The sequence below is a fragment of the Psychrobacter sp. H26 genome, assembly GCF_059073035.1.
The window spans coordinates 2,860,295-2,883,086 of sequence record NZ_JCACRW010000001.1 but is presented as its reverse complement, the minus strand read 5'-3'; the positions used below and the strand labels follow the sequence as shown (position 1 = coordinate 2,883,086).

Sequence of the window (22,792 nt, the reverse complement as noted above, 5' to 3'; positions counted from 1 at the left end):
TCGAATTGGAACACAAGCGATCTAATGCGAGGACTTATTCAGGATTGGATAGCGATATATCTACTTCTAGGAGTCATTAAAGAGATGATTTATGAGAGAGATACAAAGGGATGTATTCACAACCGTATTAAAACTTAATAGCTCTGCCTAACCACGCTACCAACTCACGGGCAGGAGCCTGACTCAAACACTGCGGACAATTAATATAGGTCATTATGCAGTCATTTAAATCAGTCAACATATGTAGTAATAACCCTAAACCAATTACCTTATAGGGCTTTGGTAAAAACAACATGCCCGCATATACTGCCATCGCATAATAAGTATGTAGCGGATGGAAATTAATACTACAACGATTGGGCGAAAAGATAGGTGTCGCTAGCAGATGATCTAAATCAACTAGCATGGTTGCTAATAGGATCAAATAAACTCGCTTATAGTCACTACGAAAAAACATATAGGCGATGATAAACGGCATACCAAAGTGTAGAAAATAATGGATAACGGTTTGAGTCATCGCTTTTTCCGATTTAAGAGGGTGTTTTAGAAAGTGTTCTAAGAGTATCATACACGATCTGAGGTATACCTTCACACCTGAAAGACAGGCGCGAATCCACCACCTGGCATACGGAAGTTGGTCATCTGACCGTGATAAACACGCGCAGCAGGTAACATGCTAATCTACCGTTGAGAGACGCCAGTAAACGGTAACTCGGTCTGGTAATGAGGAACGAGTAAACATGCAACTGTATTTATTGCTATGGCTATTTTTGGAGGAATTATGACTCTTGTAAACCAATCGTGCCGAGCAGCAGCGTTAGCTGTGCTTGCCCTGATGGTGTGGAGCGTAAGTTTCTTTCTCCATTTTTTTTGGGAGATGGCACAGGTACCGTTCTTCTCAGGCATGGCAGAAGCGAGCCACTGGGAGGTGGTCTGGCTTTGTACACGTGCGACCTTCGGTGATGCCAATATTGCCTTTGGCGCCTACGTGCTTGGGGCGTTGTTTGTAAAAGACTGGTTCTGGATTTCAAAGCAGTGGCTTCTGTCGACTTTATCGATATACCTTGGCGTTGGCCTGATTGTGACAATACTCTTTGAATACTGGGCAACTGGAGCTGGCCAAAGGTGGAATTATAGTGGTCTGATGCCTGATGTTCCGTTACTAAGCATAGGTGCGTTGCCGCTCTTTCAGTGGATGGTCATTCCGATAATATTAATCTACGCTGTCAAATGGATGTTCCTTGGGTGGCTGGTTTCGAAGCGTACCGAACGCGAGTAGATCGAGTAAAGACAACCACATTCTCTCAAAGCGCTTCCGGAACAGTCAACATCCATGTCCTGACCTGACCTGACCTGAGGTATGAAACTCTGCTCGATATATCGTTGAGAGGGCGTTTAGCTAATTTGAAAGGGGTTTTTTACCACTCATGATCTGAAGAACAAAGGTTCCGGATACTGTAATCAATAGGAAACCGTGGAAAGCCTCCATAGCAGTCATGAATCGTAGATGTCCGTTGGGCATGAGATCGCCTCGCCCAAGCGTTGTGAAGTTGACTAGCGAAAAGTAAAAGTAGTCCATAAAATTAAGAGAGCTACCATCGCTAGATGAGGACGATACGAGGTTACCGACCTCAAGGTCGTGCACAGCAAACCAGAAGCCAGCAGCGTAGAGCAACGCCTCGAACGTATGGGCAAGTACGATTGAGCCGACTGCGACCCCAAGACAGTGTCCTAGACGGCGAGACGGCGTCACAAACTGTGACGAGAACTTTAACGCGCCGTAATGTATTGTCGTGCAGACAGCGATCAGAATCGCTGCCATTATGATTGCCAGAACCACTTTTTACCCTCTTCAAGAAAGTCATGTTATAGTCGAAGGAACGGCACAGATTACCACGCTCTATCTATCAACTGTAGTTGTTTCTTCCTATCGGTGTAAGCACAATAAGCCAGAAAAACTTATGCCCGTTTCGCCTCATAAGATAACGTATCCCTTTTATTCAGTATCGGATATAGTAATCCTAAGCCAATTATTTTGATGCAGAAAGTAATGAATAAAGAGTTGAATCATCATTTTTCCAGTTCAGCATGATATTTTGATTATTGCATTAGTACTTAGAATAATCCAAATAGTAAACACTGCTTAAAAGCCAAACCCAAATGATCACACTTGGAAAACAGGCGCAAATCCACCCCCTGGTGTGCGAAAATTAGTCGCTTGACCTTGATAGATACGCCCAGCAGTTAGTAACAGCTGTCCTGCATAGGTATAAAGACGTATATCTACTTTTTTGGTCGTCACAACATCATCGATTTTTATTGATCGCTCTGTAGCAGGTATAAAGGTCTGTGCAATATAATCCTCATCCAGAATGTTCTCAAAAACGCGTCGAGTGAGCTTGCTACCGCGATAGACGCCTTTGCTTCCATATCCAGCAACTGGCTTAAAAAACAATTGTCCCCGAGTACGCCATAACTCTGCTGCATCCTCTTTTATAACCATTTTGGTAGTTGGCACTGCCCTTTCTAGACATTTTGCATCATCATTATCTAGTCCCCACGACTGCAAAGTTTGCGGATCGGATAGTAAGGCTAAGTTGCGCTTATTCGCAAATATAGCATGGACATGAGGATTAGGCGTTACTACTACCGCACCCTCTAGATAGGCACTTTTAAGCACGGCGTGGTTAGGGTTTTCAAATGCAAAGTCGACCAACCGATTATAGATCATATCAATGGGCTTACCATGCGCTGTCAGCTTGCCATCAACATAGTTAATTTCAGACGGATCAAGTATAACGGTATCAATGCCCTTAGCTTGAAGTAGTCGGCAAGCCAGCTGAAACTCTAAATACATGAACTGACTTTTGGGATCATTATCGATAATAGCTATGCGATTAGGCATGGCAGTAGCCGATTGTCGCTGCCACTCTTGTATGAACATGTTAGTGACGGCTTCTTCAAAGCCATCAAGCATTTTAGTAGTATCAGCACTTTGCTCGGAAGGGTGGCAGCATTGTTTTTGTGCGCGGGCAAGTGCTACGTTTAAAAATGCGCCTCCAGCGTTAGTATTGATCTCAATAAGTTGAGGGCTATCGCTACCTAAGTGAAAGTCATAACCCATAAAGGCTCCTATTGGCCCTGGATCGAAAGCAGCAATTTTGGGTGCCCATGACAATACTTGCTGTTGGTAAGATGGAAGTCTAGCAGCCGACTCAATAGCTGCGACAATTCGCACCATTGTCTCTATCTCTGTTTTGGGGACAAACACCGGTGTTGCTGAAAAAATTTTATTAAGCTCATTAGCTCCTATTGGGTTGTCTCTAGTGTCTGACAATTGATTTTGAAGGCTAGTATTAAGTACTTTACGATCTAAAGTACGGCAATAGCACTCTTTATTAAGTTGATCTGCAAGATTGTCATTCACTTTATCTTGGTTATTGCTTAGGTGTTCCATTTAAATCTCATTACTAAGTTTAGTGGGTATGCTGATAAGGTTTAGAAGACAGCCAAAGTAAAAAAGGTATTTGAAATGTTTAAGATAAGGTTGTTTTTATAGTTGTTTTATAAAATAGTCATTGTGCGCCATAGCTACTTTGCGAGGTTAAACAGTTTTATGCTCTTCTTTGATTAGCACTTTTGCTAAAAACAAACCTAACTCGAACAGTAGCCACATCGGAATCGCTAGCAATAGCATTGAGACACCATCGGGTGGTGTAACTACAGCTGCCACAGCAAAACAACCAACAATGATATATCGGCGCTTACTCTCTAGACTCTGAGTGGATACGATACCGACCATTATCAATAGTAAAGTAACCACTGGAATCTCAAAAGTCAGTCCAAACACCATAAACAACTTGAGTGCAAAGCTCAGATAACTATCAATATCGGTCATAGGTATGACATTCTGCGGAGCGAATAGGATAAAGAACTTTAATACGCCTTTGAGTACCACAAAGTAGGCAAAGGCAACACCCGTATAAAATAGAAATATCGAAGAAAACAGCACAGGAATGGCAATTTTCTTCTCTTTTTTATATAAGCCAGAAGCTATAAATGACCAAATTTGATACAGAATATAAGGCATCACTACAAATGCAGCAACGAAAATTGTCAAGCGAATAGGTGCCATAAAGTTTGAGGTAATGTCAGTGGCAATCATAGTCGAGTTCGCAGGCAACTGTGCAACTAGAGGGTCTGATAAAAGGTTGTAGAGTTCACGCGAAAACCCTACCAATGCTAAGAAAACAATCAAAACGGCTACGCATATTTTGATGAGATGCTTGCGTAGTTCAATCAAGTGTTCAGTAATAGGCATATCACTGAGCGCATTCAGCACATTATCAGCCTCATCACTATGGGCAGTGTCTGGGGCTTTAATATTTGTATCCGCTAACTTTTTTTGTCGATTTTTTTGGCGTTTAAATAAGCTCATTCATTCACCTTTTCTATAGGTGAAGAAGAAATATTTGGCTGATGAGGATCGGTTGGTTGATGTGAAGCGTCTAAGCTTTGATTCTGCGAGTCTTCAAACTTTTGCATACTACCGCGCATCTCTGCTAGTTCACGCTTCATATCTGACTCAGTCTGACGGATTTTTGCAAGCTCATTTTGCATTTGTTGGCGCGTTTCAGCCAGATCAAGCTCAGCTTCTATTTCAGACTGTAAAATGGATACTGTACGGCGCAGTTTGGCATACCATTGCCCAGCCGTACGTGCGGCCTGCGGCAGTTTTTCTGGGCCCAATACGATTAAGGCTATGACGCCAAACAAGAGTAACTCGGAAAACCCGATATCAAACATAACAGACAAATATATTAATTAATAGGCTATTGAGTATCGCCATCTATAGCGGCGCATTTCATACTTTCTGCTTATTATCAGTGGTAGCAGGGTTGATTTCTATATCATCAGCCTGTGTATTTGAGTCAGTATCTGGTACTGGCAGATTGCCTTCATGACTAAATGCGCGGTTTTTGCGAGTATGCTCGGTCTCTTCATCTTTTACCGCTTCTTTAAAGCCCTTTACCGCACCGCCTAAATCTTTACCCGCGTTTTTGAGCTTAGCGGTACCAAATACAACCACTACGACTACTAACAAAATCAGCCAATGTGTAATAGAAAAACTACCCATAACGATATCCTTATTTTTAAATTCTAATAAAACCCGTATTGGGCATTACGTTTTGACAATTTTTCCTAACATTCATATCACAAGTCCAACCTACGTAGTCTAAGCGCGTTAACAATCACCGAGAATGACGACAAGCTCATAGCTGCCGCTGCTATCATTGGACTAAGTAGAAGCCCAAATACGGGATAGAGCACACCTGCGGCAATTGGGACACCAAGTGCATTGTAAATAAAGGCAAAAAACAGGTTCTGTCTGATATTGCGCATGGTGGCGTGGCTAAGCTTATAAGCTTTAGCAATGCCCATTAAATCACCTTTTAGCAGGGTAATACCCGCACTCTCCATCGCCACATCGGTACCCGTTCCCATAGCGATACCAACATTAGCCTGCGCTAGTGCGGGCGCATCGTTGATACCGTCACCTGCCATTGCTACCAATTTACCGCTATCTTGCATCTCTTTGACGATACGGTTTTTGTCCTCTGGTGAGACGTCGGCATGGACTTCATCGATACCTAATTTATTGGCGACTGCCTGCGCGGTTTTTTCGTTATCACCCGTTAGCATGACGACTTTTAGTCCCGCGTCATGAAGCAGTGAAATAGCCTCTTTGGTGCTTGGTTTAATAGGGTCAGCAACTGAAATAATACCAGCAGCTTTACCATCTATAGCCACAAACATTACCGTTTCACCGTCTTTTCTACGGACATCAGCTTTAATGGACAGCTCATTATCAAAACTATTTAGGCTTTCCATAAGCTTAGAGTTACCAATAGCGACTTTCTTACCATCGACCACGGCTTGTACGCCTTCGCCAGTAGTCGAATTAAAGTCAGTAGCTTTAGGAATAATGAGAGATCTTTCTTGAGCCGCTCTAACGATAGCTTCTGCTAAAGGATGCTCGCTTGCACTTTCTACTGCGGCTACCAATGCGAGGAACTCGTCTTCATCTTGACCTACCTGCGCGTCAATTGCAGTAAGCTCGGGCTTACCAGCGGTCAGTGTTCCGGTCTTGTCGACGACAATAGTATCGACTTTTTCCATACTCTCTAACGCTTCAGCATTTTTGATAAGCACGCCATTCTGAGCACCCTTGCCAGTACCGACCATAATCGACATAGGTGTGGCGAGTCCTAAAGCACAAGGGCAAGCGATGATTAACACTGCAATAGCGTTGACCAGTGCAAAGGCCATAGCGGGCTCAGGGCCGAATATCGCCCAGACAATAAAGGTAATGACGGAGCAGATAAGCACGATCGGTACGAACCACCCAGCTACCTTATCTACCAATTTCTGTATAGGTGCGCGGCTACGCTGAGCTTCGGCAACCATTTGTACAATTTTGGATAATACCGAATCTGCTCCAACATTGACCGCTTCGACCAATAGCGTTCCAGTGCCATTTACCGTACCGCCAGTAACCGTATCTCCTTGTGCTTTTGACACAGGGATTGGCTCACCCGTTACCATTGATTCATCAACATTACTATTGCCATCGATCACTGTACCATCTACGGGTAGTTTCTCACCCGGTTTAACCCGTAGCTTATCGCCAGTGACGACCTCATCAAGCGAGACTTCGACTTCGTTGCCATTTTCATCGACACGTCTTGCAGTCGGCGGTGCGAGCTCAAGCAATGCTCGAATCGCGCCTGAAGTTTGACTTCTGGCTTTGAGCTCTAATACTTGACCCAAAAGTACTAAGGTTACAATGACAGCTGCCGCTTCGTAATACACACCGACTTGACCATTAGCGTCTCTGAAACTGTCTGGGAAAATATTGGGAAAAAAGGTCGCGACAATACTAAAAATATAAGCAGCGCCTACGCCTATCGCAATCAAAGTAAACATATTGAGATTGCGGCTTTTTATAGACTGCCAACCACGGACAAAAAACGGGGCGGCGCCCCAAAGCACGACAGGGGTCGCAAGCACTAACTCAGCCCATTGTAAGATCTGTGATGAGATACCATACTGACTGAAATTAACTACGTTTACGTCAAACATACCGCTCATCACATATATTAATAGCGGTACAGTCAGTACTGTACAAACCCAGAATCGACGAGTCATATCATCGAGCTCTGAGGTATCTTCTTCACCGATAGTAAGCGTTTCAGGCTCAAGTGCCATGCCGCATATTGGACAGCCACTATTCTCAACATCTCTGACTTCAGGGTGCATAGGACAGGTGTAGACCGTGCCATCATAATCAGCAGGAACTTTGTCGTATTTACCGCCTTTGATAGATTTTACATCAGTGCTGTTAGAAGTATCCTTTCCATGACAGTGTGCATGACTGTCTTCATCAGTAACCTCGTTCTCAGGTTTGAGAAACATACCGCATATTGGGCAATCGCTTTTTTCCACATCTCTTACTTCTGGATGCATAGGACAAATATAGACCGTACCGCTATAATTTTCCGGTATCTTGTCGTACTTATCGTCTTCGACAGAATTTACCTCATTACTATTATTAGCATCCGCTCCATGACAATGCGCATGACTATCTTCATGGTTGTTGGATTCAGCAACCTCGTCTTCAGGTTTAAGAAACATGCCACATATCGGACAATCGCTCTTTTCAGTATCTCTAACCTCAGGATGCATCGGGCAGATATAAACCGTACCACTATAATTTTCTGGTACTTTATCGTACTGACCACCTTTGATAGATTTTTCATCGGCAATATGTTTCATAAAACCACTCCTTGGAGACAATAAATAAAGCTTTTAAAGCACAATCATCAACCTTTAATTGCTATTCATCTAATTACTAATCTAGATATCTCGAAAATTAAGTTTCAATTGGAACTTAATCTTTATTACGCAAATATTTGAGTAAGGCCATAATAGTCAATATCAGTACCGCAAAAACCAGTACTGTAAACAATAAGGAGACAATAGATTCTCCCCAACCCATACCGTGCATCGATCCATTCATCATGCCGTGCATAGTCCCGTTCATCATACCGTGCATCATAATAACCATTACAAGGACTCCTTATTTGTTATTTCCTTAGTATAAGTAATGATATAGTGCTAGTGTGTGAACGTACACCTCTCAATAGTCTGCTTACTTAATAACACCTAATACAAAGTGCTCAAAATTTGTGACTGCCTATTCCAACTCATCAATAAGCGCTTGCATCTCACCGATTTCACGCTTTTGTGCTTCGATAATGTCATCAGCAAGCTGGCGTACACGTGGATCTTCGATATCAGCACGCGAACTGGTCAAAATAGCAATCGAGTGATGCGGTATCATCGCCTGCATCCAATCCACTTGATCGACCGTTTGTTGTGATCTAACACCCCATAAACCAAAGGCAAATAGCACGACACTAATCCCATAAACCATTAGATTGACCTTAGTCTTTTTATACATATTGGTCATAAAGGCGAGCATAATAATAGCCATCATAGCGCCCATATATAACGCCATATAAGCTCTGGTTTCGCTAAAATAAACGTGATCCCATTGATAAGTATTAAAATACATCATGATAAACATCACGACTGTCGATGTTAAAATCATGATTGTGAACTTTACATAAGGGTTCATTTGCTTCTGTTTATTATCCATATGGTTATTCATATTCTTGTCCTTAATTTAGTAAAAAGGCACCTAAATAAAGAGGTGCCTTTTTTTAGAGCTAGTGTTATAAACTGTTGTTACTTACATGGTTAACACTAGAACCAAAATTTCACACCAGCTGTAACGCTACTAGAATCAACAGCTTCGTCTTCTTGACGTCGCAAATCTCTTGCGTTGCCTAAAGCGGTCTCATAGCTGATACCCACATAAGGCGCGAGCTGACGACTTAACATCTCGTAAGTAAGCCTAACGTCAGCCCCAAACTCATTAAAGCCTTTAGTAATATGGTTATCTGTATCATCTTTGCTAAATGCCGTCAGCTCTACTTCTGGAATCACTACCCAATGCTGATCCAAACGCCATTCGTACTCTGCGCCTAAATCAAGACGAAGTTGACCATCGGTATATAAATAGGCTCTCGCATCTGTTTCGATAAAATACGGCGCGGTACCGACAATACCTGCTATAAGGGCAGCGTTATCGTTTTCAGTATCGTAAGCGACACCAGCTTCACCATTCCAGAAAATGCTCAGTGGTTTCCAATAAGCAAGCGAGCTCAAGCTATCAATTTCTTTATCATCATCCTTAGTCTGAGCACTACCTTCCGTGCGTAGCCTTATACGATTGCTATCAGTACCGTACCAGCCTTCAGCTTCGAAATTGATTTGATCTTCGTCAAACTGATAGCCCAAGTCGTCTACTGATACTCCCCATAATGGCATGCTGCCCATCATCATTGGCTTACCATACTGCCCGTAGGGAACCCCATTTGAATAGTCTGGACTACGAGCATCGGCTGGCGGCTGCCCGCCTTGCATCCCAGACATATCCATGCCGCTGTGATCCATGCCTGACATATCCATACCGCTGTGATCCATGCCTGACATATCCATACCGCTGTGATCCATACCAGACATATCGCCCGACATGTCCATGCCACTGTGATCCATACCAGACATGTCGCCCGACATACTCATACCGCTATGATCCATATCAGACATATCGCCCGACATGTCCATGCCACTGTGATCCATACCAGACATATCGCCCGACATATCCATGCCGCTGTGATCCATATCAGACATATCGCCTGACATGTCAATGCCACTGTGGTCCATACCAGACATATCGCCTGACATATCCATACCGCTATGATCCATACCAGACATATCAGCAGCCGTTGCAAACGATGATGTGAGCAAGACTAGCGATGACAAACCAATGAATGGCAGATTTTTCTTAGATATTTTCATAATAAGCCTCATATTCGAAGGTTTGTTAAACGACGGCAACTTCTCTGAACATACCGGCTTCCATGTGATAAAGCAGATGGCAATGCCATGCCCATCGTCCAACTTCACCCGTCACATCGAAGCTAATCTTTTGCGCTGGCTGCACCACAATCGTATGCTTACGTACCTGAAAGTCTCCAGATGGGGTTCGCAAGTCGCTCCACATACCATGCAGGTGCATCGGATGGTTCATCATGGTGTCATTGACTAAGGTAATGCGTACGCGCTCGTTAGGTTTAATATTGACAGGCGTTGCATCCTTAAACATGACACCATCTAACGCCCAAATATAGCGTTCCATATTGCCAGTCAAATGTAATTCGATCTCTCTAGTAGGTTTGCGCTGCTCTGCCAGTACTTGCTCATCCACGGAGCGCAATTGGTCATAAGTCAACACCTTTCTATTAATATCACGCAGGTTAATACCGGGGTCATCGAGGTTCATACGTGGACTGTCGACACGCATATCAGATTTAAAGTCGTACTCGGTCTTAGCGTGCTTTGCTTTGTAGCCTTTGTCACCCATAGCCCCCATCATATCAGCCATGGTCAGCCATTCGATCTTATCCATAGCAGGTATTGCAGCACGAGCGCCTTTTTTGGTCGCAAGCGTGGTCGCGACATAGCCCGAACGATCAATGTTTTGGGCAAATATGGTATGTGCATCTTTGGTCGGCGTGACGATGACATCATAAGTCTCAGCCACCCCAATGCGGAAATCATCAACATCGACAGGCGCGACATCATTACCATCCGTTGAGACGACTGTCATTTTCAGACCCGGTATACGCACATCGAATATCGTCTGCGCCGAGCCATTGATAAAGCGCAGTTTGACGGGCTGTCCCGCTTTCACTAGCTGTATCCAATTGGCGGCGGTGGTTTTACCATTCATAAGGTAAGTGAATGTCTTCTCACCAGACAGATCCGTAAAATCTGTCGGCATCATGCGCATCTTATTCCACATTTTGCGCTTGTCATAAGCGGCTTCTAAATCTGTTGCGGCAATATCAGACAATAGCTTTTTAAAATCTGGCAAGTGGTAGTTATCAAAGTCAGCGCGCTGCTTTAATAGCTTTAGCAAGTTATGCGGATCACGATGTGTCCAATCACTCAATAAAATCACGTGATCTTCGGCGACTGGATGACGTTCGCGGCCTTTAGGCTCAATGACGATAGCGCCGCGCATTCCAGTTTGCTCTTGAAAGCCAGTATGGGAGTGATACCAATACGTACCCGATTGAATGAGTTTGAATTTATAGGTAAAGGTACTGTTCGCAGGAATACCATCAAAGCTGATACCTGGCACCCCATCCATCTCAAATGGGACGAGCAAGCCATGCCAGTGAATAGAGGTCGACTCATTCATCTGGTTATGGACACGGATGGTCACGGTATCGCCTTCTTGCATCTTTAGCGTTGGCGCTGGCAGCGAGTCATTGATGAGGGTTGCCATACTCGACTTGCCATTGACAGTAACGGGCTTCTTGCTGACATACAGGTCAAACTCATTACCGGTTAGGATAGGTACGATATGGTCAGATTTATCACTGTTGACGGCTACGTTTTGTTGACCTTTACCGAGCGCACTATTGGCAATAGATGGCAGTGTGGATAGCATGGATGCCCCTAATAGAGTAGAGGACCCTGTCAAAAAACGCCTGCGGTTAAGCATATTCTTGTTCATAATTATTTACCTAACTTAATCCATGAAATGGGAGTTGAGTCTATATATTTATCAGTCAAGCTTATGTCTTCGACAGCCCATTAGTAGAGCTGGATAAGCTATTTAAACGTCACTCAAACTATAATTGCTGCTGCGGTGACTCAATGGTTGCATAAATGGCTGTTGAGCCATCTTTGTTAAGCTGCATCACTTTATACGGCATAAATTTATCTTGATATTCCATACCAGGGCTACCAACTGGCATCCCAGGTACGGCAAGACCGATCGCATCACTTGGTGGGTTTTTTAGGAACTGTGCCATATATTTGGCAGGGACATGACCTTCAAATACGTAGCCGTCAGTAGTGACAGCGGTATGACAAGAGCGCATCTGCTGCGGTACGCTGTAGCGCTCTTTAAACAAGGACAAATCTTCGACGTTCTGTGCGGTTGCATTTAGGCCATGACCTTCGGCATAACCGACCCATTCTTTACAGCAGCCACAATTGGCATCTTTATAAACGGTGACTGAGATATTTTTTAGGATAGTTGGCTGGGTGTCTGAATGAGCACTGACAGGCATTATTTCCGCTTTTGGTTGCTCTGTTTGCGCGGTTTGCGTAGCGGTAGTTGGCTCAGTCGCTGGTGTTGAGTCAGCAGCAGCGTTAGGTTGACTACAAGCCGCTAATAATAGTGAAGATGTCATCATCACTAAAAGAACACGACCAGATAACCGGTTTTGTTCACTAGAAAATATATTGGTATAGCGTCTCATAAAATCACTCCTGAGCATTTATCTGACGATCACATTTATAAAAATTAAAGCCGTAACACTGACCAAAGTAGTACTGGTAAAGCTTAAAACTCAAATCGCAAAAGGCAGCACTATTAAGCACTGCATCTTTTACGAAAAATCAATGTTGCATTCCGGATCCATCACCTGACATATCCATCTCACCATCAAATGACATGCCCAACATATCATCGTCTATCCTAGTCGTTAGCATGGTGTACTGGTTTTCATTTAATTCAGGTAACGATCTGATAAAAGCGACCATTGCCCACATTCTATCATCATCGTGCGAAGCGCCCCATGCTGGCATACCTGATGCCATAATACCGTGTTTAATGGCCCAAAAGGCTTGCTGAGCACCGGCATCTGTTTTATAGCGTTCAACCAAGTCAACATTGGTAAAACTTGGCGGCTTAGGATATAAACTGGCGCTAAAATCAGTGCTTTCCACCCCAGGAGACAAGTGACACCCTGCACACATATCTTTGTAATCGGCACCGCCCGAGCTGATCATTTCTGTCTTTTCTAAGTTGGGAACCGTAATGTCCTTACTAGCATTCGCTATTGAACGCGTGCGGGCAGTCTCTAAAAAATTGTAAACTAGCGGACTATGGGCTTGATCAGCGCCGATATTTATCACACCACTAGTCACTACAATAAAAATACCCACAATCGCGACAAAGACGGTAAACAGTATTCCTAGTAAAAACTTCATAGGTTTGTCCTAAAAATCCATTTTTGTTAATATCCAATTACTGCTCGACAAAACCATCTAACAATAATATTGAATTTCTACGATCCACTTCTATAAGATCAATGCCTAAGAGTCACTTTTACTAGTAACACAGTGCTTTTGATACATCGCTTTCATTTTGCTCATGTTGGTCATCATGGCTTTCATAGCAGGATCGTTCATATCCATTTTGCTATGATCCATTTTTCCCATCATATCCATGTGTTTTTCCATCTTTTCGCAGTTCATCTGATCTTTCTGCGCATGCATTTTTGGGTCATGTGCCAAAGCTGACGTTGAAACAACTAAGGCTATAGCAGTGGCTACGATTGATTTAGATAGTGGCATTGATTTGAATAATGACATGGTAAATCCTTATTTGATTTGGTATAAAGTCAAAAAATCTTTGGGGTGTTAAGTTATTTTAAAGCATACTTCATTGATTCTGACAGAGAGATGACAGCAAGATTACAATATTGTCATCTTGCTGTTTTTAGTTTTTAATGTTGCTTGTATTCATTTAGTATTGAGGCAGCATTAGAATCACGATCACGTCCATACTTATCTACGAAATACTTTTCAGACTGTAGATGCTGATCTTTGTGTTCGATCTCACAAGCCACTCGTGCATCATTATAGCGCTTCATTTGCGTACTAGAAACTTGAGCATCGTTGTGATCCAAGTTTTTTGCAAAGTCAGTAACCGCATCACAGTTATTGATGACTGAAGTACTTAGCTCGGTAGTGTGCGCATTAGCCGCAGTAATACCAATAAGTACAGAAGCCGATAGCAGTACTGCTTTTTTGAATGAACCATATGTTTTCATGTAAAACCTCTTTTGTAAGTTGTTAGATATTTGAATTGATTACCTGTGAAAATAATTCATAGTCGCTAGGTATGAACAACTATGTTTCATTCATACAGATTAGCAAAAGAAGACTGACAATCTGATTACGAACAGATGACATCTTTGTCAGCTACCAGTCAGTTTTGTCATCTGTGTGGGTTAAAACATTAAATAATTATAATCGTACTGAGGAATTACTATGAAAGTACTGCTGGTAGAAGACGAGTTGAAGCTTGGCGAGTATATAAAAAAAGGCTTAACGGAAGCTGGGTTTATTGTGGATCATCACATAACAGGTTTAGATGGCTATCATGCATTGATGACGGAAGAATTTAGCGTGATACTGATGGATGTCATGCTACCTGATGTTAGTGGCTTTGAGCTGGTGCGCAATTACCGAGCGGCAGGTAAGCGTACTCCCGTGCTCTTTCTAACGGCAAAAGATGGCTTAAGTGACAAAATAAAAGGGATTGAGATTGGGGGCGATGATTATTTAACCAAGCCTTTTGCGTTTGCAGAATTGATCGTTAGAATCAAAAGCTTATTACGACGTGCCAATCAATCCGATTATCAAAGTACGATTATGCAAATAGCAGATCTTAAAATGGACATTGCCAAGCGCACTGTGCATAGAAAAGACAGGGCTATTAAGCTCACGGCAAAAGAGTTCTCATTATTACAGTTTCTATTAGATCGCCGAGGTGAGGTGCTACCGCGCTCAGTCATCGCCTCTCAAGTATGGGATATGAATTTTGAAAATGATACCAATGTGATTGATGTGGCGATAAGGCGTCTTCGCATAAAAATAGATGATGAGCATGAGGCGAAGCTGATTCATACTGTGCGTGGTATGGGTTACCGATTGGAGGCACTAGCTACTGAAGTCCAAAGTGGTGCGGACGGAGACTATTCTAAATAGCATGAACTATAAACTCAAAAATCGGCGCTGGTCATTGCTATGGCGAACTATTTTCTTATTGACAGTCTTCGTTATCATCTCTCAGGTCATCATCTATGCGTGGGTGCAGCGCTCTGTGAGTGGACACTTTGAGCAAATGGACTCAGAGATTGTCACCCATGCGGCTTTTAACCTGCGCAAACGCATGATTGATGTTAACGATCACATAGAACCATTCACAGTGTCAAAGTCCCAATCACTCATTAATGACAATCACTTGCATTCCTCTTGGCTAGATTATGATTTAAAAACCTTAGTAGCAGATAAAAAAGGCAAATTATTATCCAGTGACCCTAGTAATTTCATTCATAATTTACCGCCCGATTTTAGCTTGTTATCACTATGGCAGGATCATCACGATCAGCAGTTTATGATCAAGATAAATAATAGGCATTACCGAGCAATTATTATTCCAAATCAAGAGGTTTTGGCGTTTATTGCATTACCTATCGATGTGCATCATCAATATCTTATCCAGTTCAATCGCCAGCTGAGCTTGATACTTACTGCCATCACCTTATTATTAGTTTCAGTAGCGGCATTAAGTGTTTATTGGGGTTTTGCTCCTCTGGCCACTATCGTACAAAAAATGAAAGGCATAAACCTCCAAAGGTTAGACGAAAGAGTTGGGGTTGACGATATGCCGTTAGAACTGCGGCCACTAGCAGAGTCTTATAATTCGATGATGGTCAAGCTTGAAAGCAACTTTGAATCTTTGTCTCGGTTTTCAGACAATATTGCCCATGAGCTACGTACGCCAATAGCGACACTGAGTACACAAACGCAGGTCATGTTAACTAAGCCAAGAGAAGGCGACGAATATATCGAGCAGCTACATCATCAGCATGATACGTTAGAGCAGTTATCCGCCATGATTAACAATATGCTGCTACTGGCAAAAACCCAAAAAGGATTAAGTGACTCGCAAATCAGTCACGTGGATACAGACAGCTTAATCACAAAGCTCGTTGATTACTATGAAATGATTGCAGAAGATCGAGGGATAACTTTTGAGAAATCAGGTAAGTTCGAAAGAGTATTAGGTGATGAAGGCTTATTGCAACGGCTGTTTGCCAACCTGATGTCAAATGCGATTTATTATGCAGCTAGTGATAGTACTATCATGATATCCGCTACCGTCTTCACCTCAACCACCTCACTTAATGTAGCAGAAGACGAGGTTCGACCCTCAAAGCAGCCATGGTTGAGACTAACGATAACCAATCGTTTAGACAAACCGTTAGATCAGAGTCAAGCCGATAAATTATTCGAGCGATTTTATCGTCATGATAAAACTAGCCATAAGTATGCAGGTACAGGGTTGGGATTATCTATCGTGCAGGCTATCGCTAATGCACATAAAGGTACGGTTGGTATCACTATCAAAGATGAGTATTTTTTTGAGGTTACTGTAAGATTATTGATGGCTTAACAAGGTAAATCAAAAGAAGATAAACTCAAAACGTTGTTGTCAAAAACTCAATATCGGAGTATTTGCAAGTGTAGTCCAGAACCGTTTCTTCAATGCATTCGAAAAATCGTTAAGATCTAAACTACGGCTGAAATGCCTGACTGTTTTTTCGAAATTATAGCACCCCATTTCTACAGTAATTTATTCCGATATTACTTTGATGAGTTAATAATTCGCTTAATCAGTAATTTCTGAAAAATTTAAGTATAAAATACGTACATTAAAACCATAAAAAATGATTGAATTCTATACTTAACCAGTGACCAAAATTGATATTCATGTTGCTATAAACTCCTTTAAAAGACGCTAAACGTCACACCGATAAATCCTTTACACCCCTTTATTTGTATAGTATGGTAGGTTGTTATACATTAATATAACTTAATGAAATATGGTGGTTCTAGCCTCCGAAGCCGAGGGTCGTGGGTTCGATTCCCGCCGAGCGCACCAATCATTGTATTTCACCCTTCCTTAGCATGACATCCACTATCTGCTACAGATAAGTACATAGCAAGGTAATACTTCTAAGTGCTGGCGTTGCTGTGTCCATATACTTTATACAAGCCTACTCTGCCTCTTGCAAATTGGCAGTCAGTTGAGCACGGCTGGGTACACGGTGATAATTGATCACTGGCACATCTCCTAGACGGCGCTGACTCGCGGCAATCTTCTTATCGATCGTAATCATAGCGACTTTTCTGCCTTGTTTGCTAATAAGCAAATGATTCACCTTGCGGGCAACGTTGTAATCAGGGAAATACTGCTTTAATAATGCGGATGTCTTGTGCAAGGCATCATTAGATGTTGTTGTTTTTGACTGGTTACCACTCTTTTTGCTTGTCTTTACTCCGCGGGACTTTGCAATAAACCATAAGATTGCAATGACCGCAAACAGTATGACAAGCCACCAAATTCCGTCTATCATAAGAAAAAATATCCATTATTAGCAAGGGTTGGCTCATGTTAGCAGAATTATCACCAGCGTTAATAGCAGAAGTAAAACGTGCAGCAAAACTGTTGGCAGCACAATCACGTATCTGTATCTTGACTGGGGCTGGCATCTCAGCAGAGAGCGGTATCCCTACGTTTCGAGATAAACAAACTGGACTGTGGGAAAACTACGGTGTCGAAGACTTAGCCACACCTGATGCCTTTATGCGTGATCCAGAGCTAGTATGGTCATGGTATCAGTGGCGCAGACAGATAGTCGCAGACAAAGTACCTAACCCAGCACATCATGCGCTGGCCCAGTGGCAGTATCATGCACAAACCTCCGATCAGCAAATGACCCTTATCACCCAAAATGTCGATGATTTGCATGAGCAAGCAGGCAGTACGCTCACTCACTTACACGGTCATCTATGGCGCAATCGTTGTGGACAGTGTGAGATACCCTACCAAGATCAATTAAGAGCATCATACGATGGCCAAGATACTGTAAGTTTTGAAGATGAGCTAATTACTTGTCCACATTGCAACGGCTATATAAGACCAGATATTGTATGGTTCGGAGAGGCGTTGCCCGCGCAGGCGTGGGAGACTGCAGAAAAAGCAGCTGCCAAATGTGATGTGTTCATCAGTATCGGTACCTCAAGCTTGGTCTACCCTGCTGCTGGGTTATCGCAGTTAGCCAAACAAAACGGCGCGCAACTCATTGAGATAAACCCCGATCCAACACCCAATACCATAGTCGATATCACATTAGCAGAAAAGGCCGGCATCATATTGCCGTTACTCATAGAAGAGATTACGTCTTTATAATAGCTACTACTGGTCAGTAGTATCGCAAGATAGACAATAAAAAAGGCTTAACGATTTATACAAACCGTTAAACCTTTTCGATTAAAAATTCTGTAACGCCTAATCCAGCGCTAGATCAACTTTCGCTAAGTAAGCGTCTTTTAGCTCATCACTGATGAACGCAGATCTAAAAGAGTTCTTTACCAGTTTGACAATATCTTCTTCTGTTATCGGCAGATTCTCGTGTAGATTGATAAAATTCTGATTTACGTAACCTTTGAAGTATGCAGGGTCATCTGAGTTGACACTGATATTGAGACCATAGTCTAAGAGTTCTTTGATATTGTGCTCTTTGTAAGTATCAAACACTCTCAATTCGATGTTTGAGTTTGGACAAACGGTCAGCGGCATTTGCTCATCTTTGAGCCTTTGCATCAGCTCTGGGCTCTTTATAGACTGTACACCATGATCGATTCTGTTGATATTTAGCAGATCAAGTGCTTCGTAGATATATGAAAAATCTGCTTCTTCGCCTGCATGCGCTACCAGTTTAAAGCCTTCTTCTTTGGCTTTTTTGAAGACTTCCTTGAACTTCGATGGTGGGTTACCCAATTCTGAAGAGTCAAGACCAACCCCGATGATGTCATCTTTGTAATCTAGTGCTTGCTCTAGGGTCTCAAATGCCTCTTCTTGCGATAGATGGCGCAAGAAACACATGATGATGCAAGAAGTGATGCCATACTTTTCTTTGGCGTCTGCTAATGCTTCTTTGATACCTGTAATTACCGCATCAAATGGCACGCCTCGCTCTGTATGTGTCTGCGGATCAAAAAATATCTCTGTATGAACGACATTGTCTTCGATACACTTCAAAATATATTCCCACGTCAAATCATAGAAATCGTCTTTGGTGAGTAATACATTTGCACCCGCATAGTAGATATCCAAAAAGGTTTGCAAATTGGTGAAGTTGTAAGCGTTGCGTACGTCTTCTATATCTTTGTAAGGAATCTCCACATTGTTCTTTTTGGCCAGTCTGAACATCAGCTCAGGCTCCAATGACCCTTCAATATGTAGGTGTAGCTCAGCTTTTGGTAGTTTCTTTATTAATTCAATCATAGTATTCCAATAATGGTGTTATCGAGACGTGCTTGTCATCAATGCTATATATTCTTGTACTGTATTCCAACCGTACATATATCAAGCATTATTTATCGCTAGAGGCTCTATTTTAACATCAAAATCATATCGCCTAAAACAAAACGCTTTGCTTATACCCTTTGCTCATATAAATCAAGCAGTCACCCTATTTATAGAGCCAACTATCGTATATACAGCTTACAGGTCACTGCTATTTTAAAAATACTACGGTATCAGACAGCTCATTGCCTGCCGGGTCATGTTCTAGTTGATAATACTGACGCAGTAGCTGTCCTACCTCATCGAGTAAGTCAGCCAAACTCTCTTCTGTTTTTTGACTGGCAATACCTGATACTGCCTTTTCGCACATCGCACGCCAGACAGTCGGGCTAACGTGAGCACTAATACCGCGGTCAGCGACAATCTCTAGCTGATGCTCACAGATATTGACGTAAATTAGAACGCCTGTGTTTTCTTCAGTATCCCAGACGCGATACTCACTGAATAAATCAATCGCACGCTCTCGGCAATCCATGTGATAGGCATCTTGAATAGGCAAATGGTTTTCTACAATCAAAAAAACCTCACCGCGGTGTCCAAGCTCAGCTTGTGTCACTGCTTCTGTGAGACGTGCCCGAGCTGCTGCTGTTAGCCACTTACTGTGTAGTAAAGGGACAAACAAGACCTGACGCCACCAGCGAGCAAAGCTGGATGTTGAGCTAGAAGCTGAAACGGAGTTTGTAGCATGGTTTTCTGCCATTATATTGTTTCCTCAAATACATCGTTCTGATGGTTGTTTTGGTCTATTACGTAGAACTTAATGGGCACTTACCACGAGCCACCAGCGCCGCCGCCGCCAAAACCACCGCCGCCGCCGCCGAAGCCGCCACCACCAAAACCACCGCCGCCAAAGCCGCCACCACTTCCACCGCCCATACCAGGCAAGAAGATCATACCACCTCTGCGTCCACCTTTACCGCCGCCGCCTTTACCACCACCGCCGCCACGCGAAATCAAGAACATCCATATAAATATCGCCATGATCAGCGTCATAAAGAAGCCGCCGCCTAATGCCAACGAACCAGCAAAAAATCCACCTGCCGTGACAATCGAGCCAAATACTCGGCCTAGGATATTAGTGATAAAGCTACCAAATATCATCGCCATGATAAATAAGAAAATAGGAGATGGCATCTCCTCTGAACTTTGCTGAGCGCTACGCTCTGCAGCTTGTGCATCAGCACGTGCCAGCACTTCAGGATCAGCGCTCAGACGTGTTTTGAGCGCATCCACACCTGCCAGTATCCCACCACCGTAGTTGTTCTGTTTAAACAGTGGTGTGATGTCTTCACGAATGATACGGTTGACTGCCGCATCTGGTAGCACGCCCTCAAGCCCATAACCCGTTAGAATATACATATCTCGATCATTGACTGCGACGACGATGAGCAAGCCATCATCGATAGCCTCATCACCCAGCTCCCATTTCTCTGCAACCTGCAAAGCATAATCAAATATAGGTAAGCCATTGGTCGTCGGTACGATGACAACTGCTGCTTGAGCCAACCCTTGCTGATAGATATTTCTCAGCTGCGCCTCTAAGCGCTGTTTTTCTTGTGGATTTAGGATATTGGCCTGATCGACAACTGGCTCATTGAGTATGAGTTTATCGGCATCGACGCTCTGGGCGCTTGAAGTTACTGGTGGTTGGGCTTGCGCCTCAGCTATTGCCTCATCATTCGCCGCGCTTGGATTGATAGCATCATTACCTAAGATCGCACCATTAATGGCATCATTGTTCAACACTGCATCATTGATGGCTTCGTTGGACTCTCCTACTTTTGCAATGGCTACCAGATCTTCAACGCTACGGTTTTGTAGATTTGAGCTACTATCTGTCGCAGCAGCACTGCCAACATCATCGCCTGGTGCAGCATGTAGCACTGATGTTCCACCGATGCTCAGTGTAAACAATAATGCTGATAAGATTGCTTTTGAATTATTCATCTAATCTATACCACCTCAAATGACATTTTTACAGATTGATAGACATTAGCTAGGCGTCATTACGTCATCAGCTAAATAAATAGAGCGGCATACACCGCTCTATTCTGTATATTTTTAACCAGTACTACTCTGCTGCTGCAGAATCTCCAAAGTCGACACTGGGTGCGGTCGAGATAGCTTCCTCATTAGCAACACTAAAGTTTGGCTTGGTATCCATGCCAAATACTTTTGCCGTGATATTGGTTGGGAACTGTCGCACCGTCGTATTGTAACCTTGCACTTCCTGGATGTAGCGATTACGAGATACGGCAATGCGGTTTTCTGTACCCTCTAACTGCGCCTGCAGATCTTGGAACAACGCATCTGATTTTAGTTCAGGATATCGCTCCGATACCGCCATTAAACGTGATAGCGCACCAGTCATCTGCTCTTGCGCCGCAGCGTAACGCTCCATTGCTTCTGGATCATTGAGCACTTCAGGTGTCACAGTAATACCGCCAGCACGTGAGCGAGCTTCAGCTACTTGGGTGAAGACCTCTTGCTCTTGTTCAGCATACTGCTGTACAACCTTGACTAAGTTTGGCACCAAATCACTGCGACGCTGATATTGGTTGACCACTTCTGACCACGACGCTGTTACTTGTTCATCTTGCGCCTGTAAGTTGTTATAACCACAACCGCTTAGACCGACCGTAGAGGTTGTCAATAGTGCTGCTAGCAACATCGGCTTCATAATTGATTTGCGCGTCATCTTTGTTTCTCCTAATAATGATAAATAACAAATATCTAATAACCCATTTTTAATAATTTTTGCGTATATGTCCCAATAATCATCGAGCAGTCACATATTTTTTGTATTTTGTATCGAGGCGACTGTTTATAAGCAGTCAAAATACAATATGCGCAAAACTCGCTATTCTTATCGACAATATTATCGGCAGCCACATCGATAACTTCCATATATCGACAGCTTCTATATATTGATAATCCGCTAACAACGTCGATAGCTTACAGGATGTCATGATAATAATGGCGCTATCGCAAAGCTTTTACAATTGACCGTTACCAAAACACAACCACGTACGTCACCAGTTATCTAATTTTGCGACTGTACATAGATTGGTAGGTTAGTAAACTGGTTCAGATAGACGAAAAGTTGTATGTATACAAACAATTATTTATATCTAAACCAAAACTTGCTGATGTATCTATCAAATAAAATTCGAATATATCTGCTCTCTACAAAGAAATTTCTAGTAATTAGCATAAAAATATGGCAAATTGCAGTTACGTAGCCGTACGGTTTGAATACATTTGGTAGTGGACTTATAGTTTGATACGTATTAGCGAGTTGGTAGCTGAGACATAAAAACGTCAACCAGCCACCAAATCTCTTCTAATGCTATCAAT

24 protein-coding genes are annotated in these 22,792 nt (G+C 42.8%); 4 read left to right on the top strand and 20 right to left on the bottom strand.

Annotated elements, in window-relative coordinates; genetic code table 11:
• Positions 1–127: 127 nt before the first annotated feature.
• Positions 128–517, bottom strand: a complete 390-nt coding sequence (locus AC5JPT_RS11955; RefSeq protein ID WP_290176786.1) for a DUF6122 family protein — start codon at positions 515–517, stop codon at positions 128–130.
• 264 nt (positions 518–781) lie between these two features.
• Here AC5JPT_RS11955 and AC5JPT_RS11950 point away from each other — a divergent pair, with 264 nt between their 5' ends.
• Complete coding sequence (locus tag AC5JPT_RS11950; protein ID WP_290176787.1) at positions 782–1,279, top strand: hypothetical protein; 498 nt, start codon at positions 782–784, stop codon at positions 1,277–1,279.
• A gap of 120 nt (positions 1,280–1,399) precedes the next feature.
• On the opposite strand, the gene AC5JPT_RS11945 is transcribed toward AC5JPT_RS11950, so the two are convergent.
• From AC5JPT_RS11945 to AC5JPT_RS11880, 14 genes are all read right to left on the bottom strand, one after another.
• Positions 1,400–1,822 carry an ion channel gene (locus tag AC5JPT_RS11945; protein ID WP_371532716.1) on the bottom strand — a complete coding sequence of 141 codons (423 nt, stop codon included), beginning with the start codon at positions 1,820–1,822 and terminating at the stop codon, positions 1,400–1,402.
• A 342-nt stretch (positions 1,823–2,164) separates the two neighbouring features.
• Complete coding sequence (locus tag AC5JPT_RS11940; protein WP_240216647.1) at positions 2,165–3,457, bottom strand: ATP-grasp domain-containing protein; 1,293 nt, start codon at positions 3,455–3,457, stop codon at positions 2,165–2,167.
• 147 nt (positions 3,458–3,604) lie between these two features.
• A complete protein-coding gene (gene tatC, locus AC5JPT_RS11935; RefSeq protein WP_371532759.1) occupies positions 3,605–4,321 on the bottom strand; it encodes a twin-arginine translocase subunit TatC in 717 nt (238 codons plus the stop codon).
• A 113-nt stretch (positions 4,322–4,434) separates the two neighbouring features.
• Positions 4,435–4,806, bottom strand: a complete 372-nt coding sequence (gene tatB / locus AC5JPT_RS11930) for a Sec-independent protein translocase protein TatB (protein ID WP_240216649.1) — start codon at positions 4,804–4,806, stop codon at positions 4,435–4,437.
• Positions 4,807–4,864: 58 nt separating this feature from the next.
• Positions 4,865–5,137, bottom strand: coding sequence for a Sec-independent protein translocase subunit TatA (gene tatA, locus AC5JPT_RS11925; RefSeq protein WP_493858244.1), 273 nt, complete (start codon positions 5,135–5,137; stop codon positions 4,865–4,867).
• A 77-nt stretch (positions 5,138–5,214) separates the two neighbouring features.
• Complete coding sequence (locus AC5JPT_RS11920; RefSeq protein WP_493858243.1) at positions 5,215–7,836, bottom strand: copper-transporting P-type ATPase; 2,622 nt, start codon at positions 7,834–7,836, stop codon at positions 5,215–5,217.
• Between the two features lie 115 nt (positions 7,837–7,951).
• Positions 7,952–8,107, bottom strand: coding sequence for a hypothetical protein (locus AC5JPT_RS11915; RefSeq protein WP_201555241.1), 156 nt, complete (start codon positions 8,105–8,107; stop codon positions 7,952–7,954).
• Between the two features lie 150 nt (positions 8,108–8,257).
• Positions 8,258–8,734, bottom strand: coding sequence for a DUF305 domain-containing protein (locus AC5JPT_RS11910; RefSeq protein WP_037059145.1), 477 nt, complete (start codon positions 8,732–8,734; stop codon positions 8,258–8,260).
• Positions 8,735–8,829: 95 nt separating this feature from the next.
• A complete protein-coding gene (locus AC5JPT_RS11905; RefSeq protein ID WP_493858242.1) occupies positions 8,830–9,987 on the bottom strand; it encodes a copper resistance protein B in 1,158 nt (385 codons plus the stop codon).
• Positions 9,988–10,012: 25 nt separating this feature from the next.
• Positions 10,013–11,713 carry a copper resistance system multicopper oxidase gene (locus tag AC5JPT_RS11900; protein ID WP_493858241.1) on the bottom strand — a complete coding sequence of 567 codons (1,701 nt, stop codon included), beginning with the start codon at positions 11,711–11,713 and terminating at the stop codon, positions 10,013–10,015.
• Positions 11,714–11,831: 118 nt separating this feature from the next.
• Positions 11,832–12,467 carry a DUF411 domain-containing protein gene (locus AC5JPT_RS11895; RefSeq protein ID WP_493858240.1) on the bottom strand — a complete coding sequence of 212 codons (636 nt, stop codon included), beginning with the start codon at positions 12,465–12,467 and terminating at the stop codon, positions 11,832–11,834.
• Positions 12,468–12,606: 139 nt separating this feature from the next.
• Positions 12,607–13,200, bottom strand: coding sequence for a c-type cytochrome (locus AC5JPT_RS11890; protein ID WP_493858239.1), 594 nt, complete (start codon positions 13,198–13,200; stop codon positions 12,607–12,609).
• 105 nt (positions 13,201–13,305) lie between these two features.
• Positions 13,306–13,584, bottom strand: coding sequence for a hypothetical protein (locus tag AC5JPT_RS11885; RefSeq protein WP_201588556.1), 279 nt, complete (start codon positions 13,582–13,584; stop codon positions 13,306–13,308).
• Positions 13,585–13,718: 134 nt separating this feature from the next.
• Entirely contained in the window at positions 13,719–14,045 is a 327-nt protein-coding gene (locus AC5JPT_RS11880; RefSeq protein ID WP_189585232.1) for a hypothetical protein, read from the bottom strand.
• 220 nt (positions 14,046–14,265) lie between these two features.
• Here AC5JPT_RS11880 and AC5JPT_RS11875 point away from each other — a divergent pair, with 220 nt between their 5' ends.
• Together AC5JPT_RS11875 and AC5JPT_RS11870 are read left to right on the top strand one after the other, a co-directional pair.
• A complete protein-coding gene (locus tag AC5JPT_RS11875; protein ID WP_493858238.1) occupies positions 14,266–14,985 on the top strand; it encodes a heavy metal response regulator transcription factor in 720 nt (239 codons plus the stop codon).
• A gap of 1 nt (position 14,986) precedes the next feature.
• A complete protein-coding gene (locus AC5JPT_RS11870) occupies positions 14,987–16,456 on the top strand; it encodes an ATP-binding protein (protein WP_493858237.1) in 1,470 nt (489 codons plus the stop codon).
• 604 nt (positions 16,457–17,060) lie between these two features.
• On the opposite strand, the gene AC5JPT_RS11865 is transcribed toward AC5JPT_RS11870, so the two are convergent.
• Entirely contained in the window at positions 17,061–17,420 is a 360-nt protein-coding gene (locus AC5JPT_RS11865) for a hypothetical protein (RefSeq protein ID WP_493858236.1), read from the bottom strand.
• 35 nt (positions 17,421–17,455) lie between these two features.
• On the opposite strand from AC5JPT_RS11865, the gene AC5JPT_RS11860 reads away from it, so the two are divergent.
• Positions 17,456–18,256: an NAD-dependent deacylase gene (locus AC5JPT_RS11860; protein ID WP_493858235.1), complete on the top strand. Its 801-nt coding sequence runs from the start codon at positions 17,456–17,458 to the stop codon at positions 18,254–18,256.
• A gap of 99 nt (positions 18,257–18,355) precedes the next feature.
• On the opposite strand, the gene AC5JPT_RS11855 is transcribed toward AC5JPT_RS11860, so the two are convergent.
• From AC5JPT_RS11855 to AC5JPT_RS11840, 4 genes are all read right to left on the bottom strand, one after another.
• Entirely contained in the window at positions 18,356–19,354 is a 999-nt protein-coding gene (locus tag AC5JPT_RS11855) for an adenosine deaminase (RefSeq protein ID WP_493858234.1), read from the bottom strand.
• A gap of 232 nt (positions 19,355–19,586) precedes the next feature.
• A complete protein-coding gene (locus tag AC5JPT_RS11850) occupies positions 19,587–20,135 on the bottom strand; it encodes a TPM domain-containing protein (protein WP_493858233.1) in 549 nt (182 codons plus the stop codon).
• Positions 20,136–20,203: 68 nt separating this feature from the next.
• On the bottom strand, positions 20,204–21,382 hold the full coding sequence (locus AC5JPT_RS11845) for a TPM domain-containing protein (RefSeq protein WP_493858232.1): 1,179 nt from the start codon (positions 21,380–21,382) through the stop codon (positions 20,204–20,206).
• Between the two features lie 124 nt (positions 21,383–21,506).
• On the bottom strand, positions 21,507–22,133 hold the full coding sequence (locus AC5JPT_RS11840) for a LemA family protein (RefSeq protein ID WP_443527198.1): 627 nt from the start codon (positions 22,131–22,133) through the stop codon (positions 21,507–21,509).
• Positions 22,134–22,792 lie beyond the last annotated feature (659 nt).

Bases quoted from the DNA above. Each gene is read 5' to 3' on its own strand.
- AC5JPT_RS11880 (WP_189585232.1), bottom strand. From the start codon at position 14,045: ATGAAAACATATGGTTCATTCAAAAAAGCAGTACTGCTATCGGCTTCT.
- AC5JPT_RS11860 (WP_493858235.1), top strand. From the start codon at position 17,456: ATGTTAGCAGAATTATCACCAGCGTTAATAGCAGAAGTAAAACGTGCA.
- AC5JPT_RS11875 (WP_493858238.1), top strand. From the start codon at position 14,266: ATGAAAGTACTGCTGGTAGAAGACGAGTTGAAGCTTGGCGAGTATATA.
- AC5JPT_RS11900 (WP_493858241.1), bottom strand. From the start codon at position 11,713: ATGAACAAGAATATGCTTAACCGCAGGCGTTTTTTGACAGGGTCCTCT.
- AC5JPT_RS11940 (WP_240216647.1), bottom strand. From the start codon at position 3,457: ATGGAACACCTAAGCAATAACCAAGATAAAGTGAATGACAATCTTGCA.
- AC5JPT_RS11950 (WP_290176787.1), top strand. From the start codon at position 782: ATGACTCTTGTAAACCAATCGTGCCGAGCAGCAGCGTTAGCTGTGCTT.
- AC5JPT_RS11850 (WP_493858233.1), bottom strand. From the start codon at position 20,135: ATGGCAGAAAACCATGCTACAAACTCCGTTTCAGCTTCTAGCTCAACA.
- AC5JPT_RS11885 (WP_201588556.1), bottom strand. From the start codon at position 13,584: ATGTCATTATTCAAATCAATGCCACTATCTAAATCAATCGTAGCCACT.
- AC5JPT_RS11840 (WP_443527198.1), bottom strand. From the start codon at position 22,133: ATGACGCGCAAATCAATTATGAAGCCGATGTTGCTAGCAGCACTATTG.
- AC5JPT_RS11870 (WP_493858237.1), top strand. From the start codon at position 14,987: ATGAACTATAAACTCAAAAATCGGCGCTGGTCATTGCTATGGCGAACT.
- AC5JPT_RS11945 (WP_371532716.1), bottom strand. From the start codon at position 1,822: ATGGCAGCGATTCTGATCGCTGTCTGCACGACAATACATTACGGCGCG.
- tatC (WP_371532759.1), bottom strand. From the start codon at position 4,321: ATGCCTATTACTGAACACTTGATTGAACTACGCAAGCATCTCATCAAA.
- AC5JPT_RS11915 (WP_201555241.1), bottom strand. From the start codon at position 8,107: ATGATGAACGGGACTATGCACGGCATGATGAATGGATCGATGCACGGT.
- AC5JPT_RS11845 (WP_493858232.1), bottom strand. From the start codon at position 21,382: ATGAATAATTCAAAAGCAATCTTATCAGCATTATTGTTTACACTGAGC.
- AC5JPT_RS11895 (WP_493858240.1), bottom strand. From the start codon at position 12,467: ATGAGACGCTATACCAATATATTTTCTAGTGAACAAAACCGGTTATCT.
- AC5JPT_RS11920 (WP_493858243.1), bottom strand. From the start codon at position 7,836: ATGAAACATATTGCCGATGAAAAATCTATCAAAGGTGGTCAGTACGAT.
- tatA (WP_493858244.1), bottom strand. From the start codon at position 5,137: ATGGGTAGTTTTTCTATTACACATTGGCTGATTTTGTTAGTAGTCGTA.
- tatB (WP_240216649.1), bottom strand. From the start codon at position 4,806: ATGTTTGATATCGGGTTTTCCGAGTTACTCTTGTTTGGCGTCATAGCC.
- AC5JPT_RS11905 (WP_493858242.1), bottom strand. From the start codon at position 9,987: ATGAAAATATCTAAGAAAAATCTGCCATTCATTGGTTTGTCATCGCTA.
- AC5JPT_RS11865 (WP_493858236.1), bottom strand. From the start codon at position 17,420: ATGATAGACGGAATTTGGTGGCTTGTCATACTGTTTGCGGTCATTGCA.
- AC5JPT_RS11955 (WP_290176786.1), bottom strand. From the start codon at position 517: ATGACTCAAACCGTTATCCATTATTTTCTACACTTTGGTATGCCGTTT.
- AC5JPT_RS11910 (WP_037059145.1), bottom strand. From the start codon at position 8,734: ATGAATAACCATATGGATAATAAACAGAAGCAAATGAACCCTTATGTA.
- AC5JPT_RS11890 (WP_493858239.1), bottom strand. From the start codon at position 13,200: ATGAAGTTTTTACTAGGAATACTGTTTACCGTCTTTGTCGCGATTGTG.
- AC5JPT_RS11855 (WP_493858234.1), bottom strand. From the start codon at position 19,354: ATGATTGAATTAATAAAGAAACTACCAAAAGCTGAGCTACACCTACAT.